Origin of the sequence: Mycobacterium sp., from assembly GCF_019247615.1 — a bacterium.
GTDB lineage: Bacteria > Actinomycetota > Actinomycetes > Mycobacteriales > Mycobacteriaceae > Mycobacterium.
The window spans coordinates 1-10,269 of record NZ_JAFBAT010000288.1 but is presented as its reverse complement, the minus strand read 5'-3'; the positions used below and the strand labels follow the sequence as shown (position 1 = coordinate 10,269).

The following is a 10,269-nucleotide window of genomic DNA, read 5'->3' as shown; positions in this document are numbered from 1 at the left end:
GTCGCCGGCCACTTCGGCGGCGGCGGTGTGTTGCGCTATGCCATCGAGAGCCTGCCGCCGCTGCGCTACTTGCGCGACGGCTACTTCGAGCGCCACCTCGATGGGCTCGAAGGAGCCCTGGTGCAGCGCAGGCTCTTACACCCCACCGAAATCCGCCATCGCCTCGAGCAGCTCGCTAGTAGCGGTGAAGCAAATACGCAACCCAGTTGCGTGCAGGCAGCGGCGGGCAGCACACCCAAACAGCCGACACAAGGTGGCGGTGAACCCAGTAATCGCCGCGAGGCTGGCCGACCTCCACGGTTTGTCGTGGGCGAGCGCGTCTCAGCGCGCAACATCCATCCCCATGGCCACACCAGATTGCCCCGCTACGTGCGCGGCCGTCGCGGCACGATTACCAGGATTCATCCGGCCGCAGTCTTTCCCGACACTGACGCCCATGATCTGGGCGAAAACGCCCAGTACGTCTACACCGTGAGCTTCAACGGCCACGATCTGTGGGGCGAAACCACCGAGCCGAATCTGCAAGTCCGGCTAGGGCTGTGGGAAAGCTACCTGGAGACTGCATGAATCACCAAGCACGCCAGCTAAATTCCGATCAAACAGATCCCGCTCAGCGGACCCGCGCGATTGAATCCCTCCTCGAAGAAAAAGAGCTGATCACATCCACCGCAGTTGATGCCGTTGCCGCGACGCTCGAACACGAGATCGGCCCACTCAACGGTGCACGCGTCGTTGCCCGCGCCTGGAGCGACCCCGGGTACAAGAAACGCCTCCTAGCCGACGCCAACACCGCCCTTGAAGAACTCGGCCTCGCCGCCCCAACCGAGTTGATCGTCGTAGAAAACACCGAACACGTCCACAACATCATCGTGTGCACGCTGTGCTCCTGTTACCCGTGGACGCTCCTGGGGCTGCCACCAAGCTGGTATAAATCTCCCGAATACCGTGCCCGCGTGGTGATCGAGCCCCGAACTGTCCTCGCCGAGTTCGGAGTGCACCTACCCGAGTCGACCGAAATTCGTGTCTGGGACTCCACCGCAGAGACCCGCTACCTGGTCCTACCCCGCCGGCCAACCGACACGAAGGACTGGAGCATCGACGACCTGGTTGGCATCATCACCCGCGAGGCCATGACCGGCGCTGCTGTCATCGCCGATCCAAACGAACAATAGGCAAGGTCCACTTGATGACTTCTTCTGACGCCTGTCCGCCAATGGCTGATCGGATCACCAAATCGCTGCTGGGTTATGGCGTTATCGCCGGGCCGGTCTACGTGCTCAGCGTGGCTATCCAGGCGGTTACCCGGGCAGGATTCGACCCATTGCGCCACGAGGCCAGTCTGCTGGCCAATGGCGATCGCGGCTGGATCCAAATTTTGACCTTCGTGCTGACCGGCGCCATGACGATCGCGGCCGCGGTCGGGATTCGCCGCGCGCTTGACACCGGCAGAACTGCGAACTGGGCCGCCGTGCTACTTGCCGGCTACGGAGCTGGGTTGGTAGGTGCGGGTGTTTTCCGCGCCGATCCGTCGATGGGCTTCCCGCCGGGCGCACCTGCTGGACGGGCACCAGTCAGCTGGCATGGCATGCTGCACGTCCTCTGTGCAAGTATCGGTTTCGCCTGCCTCATCGCGGCATGCTTCGTGGTCGCAGCGCGGTTCTCTCGTGATGGCCAGCGTGACTGGGCGTGGTACTCGCGCCTGACCGGAGCGCTCTTCGCTGGCGGATTCGCCGCGATCGCCTCCGGCTCCGGCAGTCCCGTCGTGGTTTTGTTCTTTACCGCCGTGGTCGTAATGGCCTGGGTGTGGCTGACTGCCGTCTCGGTAAAGCTATATCGCAGCGTCTGAACACAATTCGACTCTCGATCGCACCGCTCGTTGCCACAAACCGCAACCGACAGACGTAAAGAAACGCGCCAAGGTGTGCCGCTTCCTCGTCGCCATGACCTTGTTTGAGGCTTCTGCCGCGTCACGGGTCCCAAGACTCTCCCAGGAGGATCATTGCGGCTTGCGGTTGACTGTCACTCGATCGCGGGAGCGCCCGCGAGCGGCGACTGCGAGAGGAAAGACTATGCCTACCATCACCACGTCTGACGGTATCGAGATTTTCTATAAGGACTGGGGTTCTGGCCAGCCGATCGTTTTCAGTCATGGCTGGCCGCTGACGGCCGACGACTGGGATGCGCAGATGATGTTCTTCCTGCACCGGGGCTATCGGGTGATCGCTCACGACCGGCGGGGGCATGGGCGATCCGAGCAGTCCGGCGGCGGCAATGATATGGAGCACTGGGTGGCCGACCTGGCCGCGTTGACCGAGCAGCTCGACGTGCGCGAGGCGGTCCATATTGGGCACTCCACCGGCGGCGCTGAGGTGGCCTGCTATGTGGCGCGCCATCAGGAGCGGGTCGCCAAGGCGGTACTGGTGTCTTCCCCGACACCGAACATGCTGCAGACAGAGGACAATCCGGGCGGGCAACCCCAAGAATGGTTTGACGCGGTGCAGGCGGGTGTCTTGGGGAATCGATCGGAATTCTTCCGCGGCGTGGCGGAGGGTCCGTTCTACGGATTCAACCGGTCAGGGGCGAAGCCGTCCGAGGCGATCATCGCGAACTGGTGGCGGCAAGGCCTGTCCGGCGGGGCCCACGCTCACTATGAGACCGTGTTTTCTTGGCTGCAGGACTACACCGAGGACCTGCGCACGATCACCGTTCCCGTCCTGGTGATGCACGGCGATGACGATCAGATCGTTCCGTTCACCAGCTCGGTGCCCCGTGCGGTCGACCTACTCCAGAACGGATCGTTGAAGACCTATGCCGGCTACCCTCACGGGATGCTGACCACGCACGCGGATGTCCTCAACCCGGATCTGCACGCGTTCATCGCGTCCTGATTGGCAGCGTCATACCAGCTGGACTCGATCGCCGGCGCGACCGGCTATGACATGAGCTTCCCTTTTCGAGTGAACCCAGATCAGAACGGCGTCACTGCACGCAGCGCGTGCACATCGGTTGGCTGAAGGGCGCGCAAAGTGCAACGCACGGTACTGATCGACAACCCAGCCTTGCGGCCGAGATGATGCAGTATCGGTACCCATGACGTCACTCCTGTGGGACCAACACACCTGCTTGCCGCTGCAGACCGACGCCGATGTCGACCCTCTGACTCGCTACCAGCGTCGCGGGGGCGCCTTCGTATCGGTCAACGCAGGATATTCGCCGCACCGCTTCAACGACACCATGGCGCTGCTGGCTCACTATCGCACCGCGATCCAAGCCCACCCTGAGCTGGAGTTGGCGGCCACCATCGACGACGTCACCCTGACCACCAAGGCCGGGCACATCGCGGTGATGTTCGACCTCGAAGACTCGGCTCCCCTCGACGGAAATCTCGACAACCTGGCCACCCTGAGCAACCTCGGCGTTCGCACGCTGCTGCCCACCTACAACCACGCCAACCACGCCGGCAGCGGATGCCTAGACGCCACCGATGACGGGCTCACCGCGTGGGGGCATGCGCTCGTCGTCGAGATGAACAAGGTCGGCATCGTCCCCGACGGGTCCCACTGCAGCGTCCGCACCGGACTGGACATGTGTGAGATCTCCACCGGGCCGGTCATTTACAGCCACTCCTGCATGCGAGCAGTTTGGGATCACCCGCGCAACATCACCGACGATCAAGCCCGCGCATGCGCGGCCACCGGAGGAGTTATCGGCATCACCGGCGTTGGTATCTTCCTGGGCCCCAACACCCCGACGCTGGATGCGATGACACGGCACCTCGAGTACGCCGCTGACCTCGTGGGCATCGAACACGTCGGGGTCAGCACCGACTTCGCGTTCGACTACGCCGACTTCCTTGCCGAACTCACCCGCAATCCACACTTGTTCGACGACAGCTACACCCGCTGGGGACCAATTGAATGGATGCCACCAGAAACGCTGCTGACCCTCGACGACCACCTCAGCCAGCGCGGGTGGAGCGCCACCGACATCCACGCCGTCCTTGGCGGAAATTTCTACCGCGTCGCCCAAAATTCCTGGGGCGCTGGGCAAATCAAAGGCGCCGAGTAGTCAAGAGATTTCCGACTATACACGCGTCGGACCATCTACGCGTCAGCGTGCCAGGCCGATCCGTAGATGAACCTCGACGTCCCAGCCAGGTGCGATCCCCAGCCGATGCCGTGGAGGCGATCGGCGAGCTCGTCGGGCTCATAGAACACCTTGATGACTTGGTGCTCGGAGCCGTCGCTGAGCCGGCGTCTCTGCACATCGTTTGCTTCGTCAATGACATACGGGTCTGCCGCCGCGCGTGACGGGTCCCGCCGATTGTCAATGAGGAACGCCTTGCCGGTCGGAACAAGGCATGAAGCGACCAGGGACCAGAACGGGACAAACCGTTGTCGGGGGACATGTGAGAGCCAGAACGAGAAGAACACGGTGTCGTATCGCCGGTCCGGCCGCCAGGTGAATATGTCGGCGACCACGTAAGTGATGTCGTTGCGGCTTACCCGCTCACGGTTGATGTTCAGTGCTTCAGGCGAGGAGTCGACCACCGTAAGGCTGTTGGCCCGCTCAGCGAGACGTCCGCTCCACCAGCCGGTGCCCCCCGCCAACTCGAGAACGCTGCCGATCGACCCAATCTGCTCGAGCGCTTCGGTGACCTGTGCGACTTGGCGGTGCCACTGCGCCGTGTCGTCCGAGCCCTGGTCGTAGCGGCCTCGACGCTGCCACCACTCGTCATAGTGAGAAGCATGTGCGCGGTAAAAGGCACGCTGATCGGCTAGCAGGTCACCCTCAGCCTGGGGTCGGTTCACCAATCCATTCTCTTATGCGAACCCGCCTCTCCACACGGCGGACTTACGGTTGAATTCACCGACCAACCCGTGCGGTCACAATGAAAAGTGACAGTGTGGCGCGGTAGGTGTGCGTCGAGGGCTTGGCCTGCGCCGCGAGACACCGCGACCTGGTGCCATGTGGTCGGGGGCGGCGCGCCGGCGGGTTTCGTATCTCTTTGGATAGGAACAACTTCGCAGGGACAGGTTCCAAGCGCTGAAAACGCTTGGCGCGCCTTGTCGCTGTCGCGACCCTGGCCCTCGCGGTGTTAGGTCGTCGTGGGCGCGGTCAGGAACACCAAGCGGAACTTGCCCATTTGGATCTCGTCACCGTTGGCCAGCACTGTTCTGCCGCCGAAATTCGGCGTGGTGCTGGCTGACGGTGATGTCGCCAAGCACGATGTCGTTGTCGGCATGCCGCCCGGGATGTGACGTTTCGGACGAGAGTGGGTTCGTCGTCGGTTCCGGAGCTGCCTCGGTTCGCTAGTGGCAATGGTGAGGTCTGGGTGCCGTCTCGGTTCCCGCGTTTCGAAGGTCGTCGGAGCGTCCGGCTTCGAGTCGCGACCACTGTGCGATGGGGCGTCCACCCGGCCACTTTGACACTGGTGGCCATGCCGGGGGGCCGCCGTTCGTGCGGGTGACGGAGCACTGTTGCGGCCAGCCGGGGGGCGAGTCCTCCCATGCCTCCTGGCGTCCGTAGACAGTGCGGTCCATCAGCGCGTAGCTGTAATCCATTGCTTCGGCGCCGCGGCGAGTGGTCCAGTAGGTCTCGAAGACGCGATCGCCGTCTCGTAGGTAGCACACCAAGTGAAACAAGCCAATTTCCCGCCCGACAAGAAGAGCGTCGAGAGAGGGCTGTGCCGAGTACCACGGCATGTCCCAGCCCATGAAGTCGCGGTAGCGAACGCTCTCGTCGTACGCTGCCTGCGGCTCGGCCCCGCCGAAGGCGACGTTGCGTCCTTGGCAGAAGACCGCGTAAGTGATGTCGCGGGAATGCAAGTAGGACAGTTCCGTGACCTGAGTGGTGACCCAGGTGCAGCCCTCGCACTGCTCGGACGCGGGCCGGTTCGGGTACCACATGAAGTAGTAGGCGATGAGCTGGGGGCGCCCTTCGAACGTATCGAGCAGCGTAAGCCGCCCCTGGGGCCCGATCAGCTCAAGCGTGGCGTCTACCTCGACCATCGGGAGGCGCCGTCGGGCCGCGGCGATGGCGTCGCCTTCCCGAGTGTGTGCCTTCTCCCGAACCCGCAATTTGTCCAGTTCGGCCTCAAAGGTTGCTCGGTCGACTGCCGGGGGCAAGCTCGCCGCACTGGCGGCGCTGGCCGCTGGCCCGCCGAGGGTGGTCGATTCATCCGTCACGAGGATCTCCTCTCATTGGCGCGGTCGAGTCCTAGCGTGCTATGTGCGCCTTCCAACGCACGGCCGGCGCCGGTGGGGCGTCGTTGTATTCGTTGTGCCTCCTCCACCACTCATACGGCGGGCCCTGGGGATAGCCCGGCGGGGAGTCCTCCCAGCTCTCCTGGCGTCCCAGCGCGGTCATGTCTAGATAACTCCACGTGTTACCCAGCGCTTCATCACCGCGGCCGGTGATGAAGTAGGTGCGGAACACTCGGTCGCCTTCGCGGATGAAGGCGTTCGTGCCGTGCCACTGGTCTACACCGAAGTCGACGTCGAAACTGTCAGTGATGGTGTACCACGGCATTTTCCAGTCCATTTGCTCCTTGAGGCGCGCGATGTCGGATTGCGGTGCACGCGAGGCGAAAACGAGTGCGGTGTCGCGGGCGTTGAGGTGGGCGAGATTGCCGACGTGGTCGGCGATCATGGAGCACCCATAACAGGCGCGGCCGCGCTCCACTCCGGCCGTGCCCGGCGGCTGGCCGTGCACACCCGGATCGAAAAACGCGCGGTAGACGATCAGCTGACGGCGGCCGTCGAACAGGTCCAGCAGGCTGGCTGTGCCCTCGGGGCCCTCAAACGTGTACCGCTGATCCGCGGCGAGCCAGGGCATGCGCCGACGCTCGGCGGCCAGCGCGTCGCGCGCGCGAGTCATCTCCTTTTCCCTCACGAGTAGCAGCTGCCAGGCAGCCTCCCACTCCTGCGGCGTCACCACCGGCGGTGCTGTCATCGCGGTAATCCCTTCTTTGCTTGTGCTGCAGTGGTTCTCGGAGGCTGCCGGTGCACACCCGAGGATGACGCTCAACAGAGCGATTGAACGTTTTGTCACTTCACGACACCACGGGAGACGGCTATTGTCAACAAGATGGTTGAAGATCAGGTGTTGGATCGGGCCTACGCCGCGTTGGCCGATCCAACGCGGCGCCGAATTCTCGAGTCGCTGCGCGGTGGTGATGCGCGCATCACCGACTTGGCCGCGCCCTTGCCGATGACCTTTGCCGGCGTGTCGCGACATATTGGAGTGTTGGAATCGGCTGGGCTGGTGCATCGAGACGTGCGCGGGCGAGAGCATTGGCTTTCACTGCAGCCGGGTGGATTGGAGATGGCTGAGAAGTGGATCCACGAGCAGACGATGTTCTGGTCGCGCCGCGCCGAGGCGTTATCGGCGCGCCTCAAACGACGCGGTAGTTCCCGATGAACGATGCACCGGTTGTTCGAGTCCGCAGCGTCATGCCGGCACCGCCGGCTGTGGTGTTCGAGCAGTGGCTCGACCCGGAATCGTTGATGGAGTGGATGTGTCCCCGCCCCGTGCGATGCGTAGCAGTATCCGTCGACGCCCGCGTCGGCGGAGAATTGCGTTTTGACATGGACGATTCCGGCGTCCCGATACAGATGACGGGGCACTTCCTGGAAATCGATCGGCCGCACCGGTTGCGCTTCACGTGGAGCAACTCCAACTGGCCCGATCCGACCGTCGCCAGCATCGTCGCGGTCACTTTCGATCCGGTCGGCGACGAACAAACGCTGATGGTCATCGAGCATTCTCTCCTGCCCCCCGACATCATCGACGAATTTCGGACCGGCTGGCCGCCGACCTGTGATCAACTCGCAGCGCTCTTATCCGGTTGATGACCCCGCATTACTGACACAATCCACCGGAACCTCGACGCCCCCCCCCGCTGGCCCTTGCATCCATGGTCAGGTCGCGCCGAGCGGCGCTACAGCAAGTCGTTCGTTGATGGCAGCGACCACCGCGCTGGGGTGTTGAACCATCGCGAATGGCCTGCGCCAGGCCCTTCGATGGTTTAGCGGCAAAGCGCCCGATGAGTTGTCCGTCACTGTGCGCTGGGCAATCGACAGCGACGAGTCGTGAGGTCTACGACGCGCGTAATCGCGCAGTGTGGGCGGCATAGTCTGGATGTATGTCCGGCCCTATGCATTTCAACGATCGCGCTGACCTGTACAAAACGGCGAGGCCGCCGTATCCAGCCGAGCTTTGGCATCGTGTGCGGGCGACTGGACTGGTCGGTCCGGGTCGCCGCGCTCTTGATCTGGGGGCAGGGACGGGGGAAGCTACCGGGCCGCTTCTGGCTGAGGGCATGGACGTCGTTGCGGTCGAGCCGGGCCGTGATTTGGCAGCCATCTTGGCGGCGAGGTATCCGGCTGCTGATTTGTTGCTGTCGCGTGCCGAGGACGTGGAGTTGGCGGATTCATCGTTCGATCTTGTTGTGGCGGCGACGTCGATCCACTGGATGAATCTGGATATCGTCTTGCCAAAGGTCCGTCGCGCCCTGGTGCCGGAGGGTCGATTACTGGTGTGGCGAAACGTGTTCGGGGATCCTTCTGGTGCCACGACGGCGTTCCGAGCCGAAGTGGCGCGAATCGTCAGCCGGCGGCCGACAGCGCGGGCCGGTAAGCGAGAGGATGCTGCAGCGACGGCCGACATGCTGACGCGCACCGGGCTGTTCTCGGTCGACGACGTCTGTGCCTACAGGTGGAGCATTCAGTTAGACGCCGAGCAAATCCATTGCCTCTTTAGCACGTTCAGTGATTGGACACCCCGAGAGGTCGCTGAAGCCTTGGCCGCTTGCCGTGCGCTCGGTGGACAGGTCGTCGAGCACTACAGATCCTGGTTGATCGTGGCCTCGCCCCGCCACGGCTCAGCTCGGTGACCGACCCTTGTGCCAATTTCTCTGGGCGCGGGCGCACCGAACACAAGTGGTGGGTGGGTTCGGATCCCACCGCGCAGCCGCCCGCGCCGACCGGTGTAGTCCAACTTGGGTAGCACCGACATCGGCACGCTAATGTGTGCATCCGAGTTTCGGGTCGTGGACGCACCCAACTCATAGCCGGACCAGATTCGCTTGCACGCCCGAGTGATCCACCGTTCCTGCTTTGCGGGCAACGTCTGACGGCCGCACGCCATCGCAACTGCGAGGCTACCGCGGCGCCCGAATTACCGGCGTGCGACGTACTGCGAAATACCTTGGGGCACAGCGCAATGGGATAGGCGGTGAATACCGAACCGTCCATATTCGAGATTCGTTCATATTCCCTCAAACCCGCCAGGCTCCCCGAGGATGTGAAGCACTCCTCCCTCAGTGGGGTACCGTGCGTACTCCTTGGACCCAGTGTTCGAGACTGCGGACCGGATAGCCATGAGTGGAGACGACGAGATCGGGTTTCAGTTCAGTCAGGCGCTTCCGGGATGTGACGGCCGCCTCCGGATCGCAGTGCCACTTCTTGGGCACATACGCCCACTTCGGCTTGTAGGGGTCGGCGGACAGGTTGATCGGCCCATCCCCAATGATCAGTGTCCGGTCCGCTTCACGCCAGAAGGCCAAGAGGCCGGGGCTGTGGCCGGGTTGGGCAAGCACCGTGAACCCCTCAACGACGTCCCCTTCTTTCAGACGCCGGTCGACCTTGCACCGTTTCCGCCCCATCGGCGCGACAAAGTACTTGGCGCCTGCGCCGGCGTGCCAGGCGATGTCGCCGCCGCTTTCGAAGGCGTCGGCCTCGATTTCGCTCATGGCGAGCGGGGCGCCGGTGTGATTGCAGATCCATGCCGTACAACCGATATGGTCACCATGAGCGTGAGTGACCACATGCTCGACGATGTCGCGTCCCCGAAAAATGCGAGCCAGTCGTCGGCCCGCCCACGGCGGGCCCGCGTCGATCACGACATCGCCGTCTGGCCCCTCCACGATGACCGTGTTGAAAAAGTTGCGCGGAGACAGCGCACCGACGTGTACGCCGTCGGCCACTTCGGTCAGTTTTGCCACGCACCTGAGTATGTCACTGACTACCTTACGCGACGAGTACGAAAATTCGACTCAACTCGCCAAAGCTACCACGCACATGCGCCGTAGCATCGAAGACAATGTTGGCGTCAATTCCCTTGCCTCGCTTCAGCGTCAGAGCCAGACGGCCAAGTCCCAAGTCTTTTCGGCGAGCGCGCTCGGGTCGGAACGCATGTGTCCGTCGGCGAGCGGATCCGCAAAGACGTCCGCCCAGCCTATGAAGTCACGTTTGTGCACTCCGGCCC

At 63.3% G+C, this 10,269-nt stretch carries 12 protein-coding genes and 1 pseudogene; 8 read left to right on the top strand and 5 right to left on the bottom strand.

What is annotated here, in order from left to right:
- The 5 genes from JO059_RS20220 to JO059_RS20200 form a co-directional block, all read left to right on the top strand.
- A partial coding sequence (locus JO059_RS20220) for an SH3-like domain-containing protein (RefSeq protein ID WP_293321990.1) occupies positions 1 to 567 on the top strand: 567 nt, incomplete at its 5' end.
- A complete protein-coding gene (gene nthA / locus JO059_RS20215) occupies positions 564 to 1,172 on the top strand; it encodes a nitrile hydratase subunit alpha (protein WP_293321988.1) in 609 nt (202 codons plus the stop codon). The genes JO059_RS20220 and nthA, both read left to right, overlap by 4 nt.
- Before the next feature lie 41 nt (positions 1,173 to 1,213).
- The gene (locus tag JO059_RS20210) at positions 1,214 to 1,846 is read left to right on the top strand and encodes a DUF998 domain-containing protein (protein WP_293321986.1); all 633 of its coding nucleotides are present in this window, start codon (positions 1,214 to 1,216) and stop codon (positions 1,844 to 1,846) included.
- A 223-nt stretch (positions 1,847 to 2,069) separates the two neighbouring features.
- Entirely contained in the window at positions 2,070 to 2,888 is an 819-nt protein-coding gene (locus tag JO059_RS20205; RefSeq protein ID WP_293321984.1) for an alpha/beta hydrolase, read from the top strand.
- A gap of 202 nt (positions 2,889 to 3,090) precedes the next feature.
- On the top strand, positions 3,091 to 4,068 hold the full coding sequence (locus tag JO059_RS20200; RefSeq protein WP_293321981.1) for a membrane dipeptidase: 978 nt from the start codon (positions 3,091 to 3,093) through the stop codon (positions 4,066 to 4,068).
- A 35-nt stretch (positions 4,069 to 4,103) separates the two neighbouring features.
- Here the strand turns inward: JO059_RS20200 and JO059_RS20195 are convergent, their stop codons facing one another.
- The 4 genes and pseudogenes from JO059_RS20195 to JO059_RS20180 form a co-directional block, all read right to left on the bottom strand.
- Positions 4,104 to 4,811: a class I SAM-dependent methyltransferase gene (locus tag JO059_RS20195; RefSeq protein ID WP_293321978.1), complete on the bottom strand. Its 708-nt coding sequence runs from the start codon at positions 4,809 to 4,811 to the stop codon at positions 4,104 to 4,106.
- A gap of 287 nt (positions 4,812 to 5,098) precedes the next feature.
- Positions 5,099 to 5,264, bottom strand: a pseudogene (locus JO059_RS20190) (FHA domain-containing protein); the annotation flags it as partial.
- A 48-nt stretch (positions 5,265 to 5,312) separates the two neighbouring features.
- Positions 5,313 to 6,188 (bottom strand): DUF899 family protein, encoded by an 876-nt coding sequence (locus JO059_RS20185; RefSeq protein WP_293321975.1) that lies wholly within the window; start codon positions 6,186 to 6,188, stop codon positions 5,313 to 5,315.
- A gap of 31 nt (positions 6,189 to 6,219) precedes the next feature.
- Positions 6,220 to 6,954 (bottom strand): DUF899 domain-containing protein, encoded by a 735-nt coding sequence (locus JO059_RS20180; RefSeq protein ID WP_293321972.1) that lies wholly within the window; start codon positions 6,952 to 6,954, stop codon positions 6,220 to 6,222.
- A gap of 135 nt (positions 6,955 to 7,089) precedes the next feature.
- Here JO059_RS20180 and JO059_RS20175 point away from each other — a divergent pair, with 135 nt between their 5' ends.
- The 3 genes from JO059_RS20175 (at position 7,090) to JO059_RS20165 (ending at position 8,896) form a co-directional block, all read left to right on the top strand.
- On the top strand, positions 7,090 to 7,422 hold the full coding sequence (locus JO059_RS20175) for a metalloregulator ArsR/SmtB family transcription factor (protein ID WP_293321970.1): 333 nt from the start codon (positions 7,090 to 7,092) through the stop codon (positions 7,420 to 7,422).
- Positions 7,419 to 7,853 carry an SRPBCC family protein gene (locus JO059_RS20170; RefSeq protein WP_293321968.1) on the top strand — a complete coding sequence of 145 codons (435 nt, stop codon included), beginning with the start codon at positions 7,419 to 7,421 and terminating at the stop codon, positions 7,851 to 7,853. The genes JO059_RS20175 and JO059_RS20170 overlap by 4 nt, the downstream gene beginning before the upstream one ends.
- A gap of 293 nt (positions 7,854 to 8,146) precedes the next feature.
- Positions 8,147 to 8,896, top strand: a complete 750-nt coding sequence (locus JO059_RS20165; RefSeq protein WP_366516244.1) for a class I SAM-dependent methyltransferase — start codon at positions 8,147 to 8,149, stop codon at positions 8,894 to 8,896.
- 426 nt (positions 8,897 to 9,322) lie between these two features.
- Here the strand turns inward: JO059_RS20165 and JO059_RS20160 are convergent, their stop codons facing one another.
- The gene (locus JO059_RS20160; RefSeq protein WP_293321963.1) at positions 9,323 to 10,006 is read right to left on the bottom strand and encodes an MBL fold metallo-hydrolase; all 684 of its coding nucleotides are present in this window, start codon (positions 10,004 to 10,006) and stop codon (positions 9,323 to 9,325) included.
- Positions 10,007 to 10,269: the final 263 nt, after the last annotated feature.

Coding starts and splice junctions, on each gene's coding strand:
- nthA (WP_293321988.1), top strand. CDS start 564: ATGAATCACCAAGCACGCCAGCTAAATTCCGATCAAACAGATCCCGCT.
- JO059_RS20210 (WP_293321986.1), top strand. CDS start 1,214: ATGGCTGATCGGATCACCAAATCGCTGCTGGGTTATGGCGTTATCGCC.
- JO059_RS20205 (WP_293321984.1), top strand. CDS start 2,070: ATGCCTACCATCACCACGTCTGACGGTATCGAGATTTTCTATAAGGAC.
- JO059_RS20200 (WP_293321981.1), top strand. CDS start 3,091: ATGACGTCACTCCTGTGGGACCAACACACCTGCTTGCCGCTGCAGACC.
- JO059_RS20180 (WP_293321972.1), bottom strand. CDS start 6,954: ATGACAGCACCGCCGGTGGTGACGCCGCAGGAGTGGGAGGCTGCCTGG.
- JO059_RS20175 (WP_293321970.1), top strand. CDS start 7,090: ATGGTTGAAGATCAGGTGTTGGATCGGGCCTACGCCGCGTTGGCCGAT.
- JO059_RS20170 (WP_293321968.1), top strand. CDS start 7,419: ATGAACGATGCACCGGTTGTTCGAGTCCGCAGCGTCATGCCGGCACCG.
- JO059_RS20165 (WP_366516244.1), top strand. CDS start 8,147: ATGTCCGGCCCTATGCATTTCAACGATCGCGCTGACCTGTACAAAACG.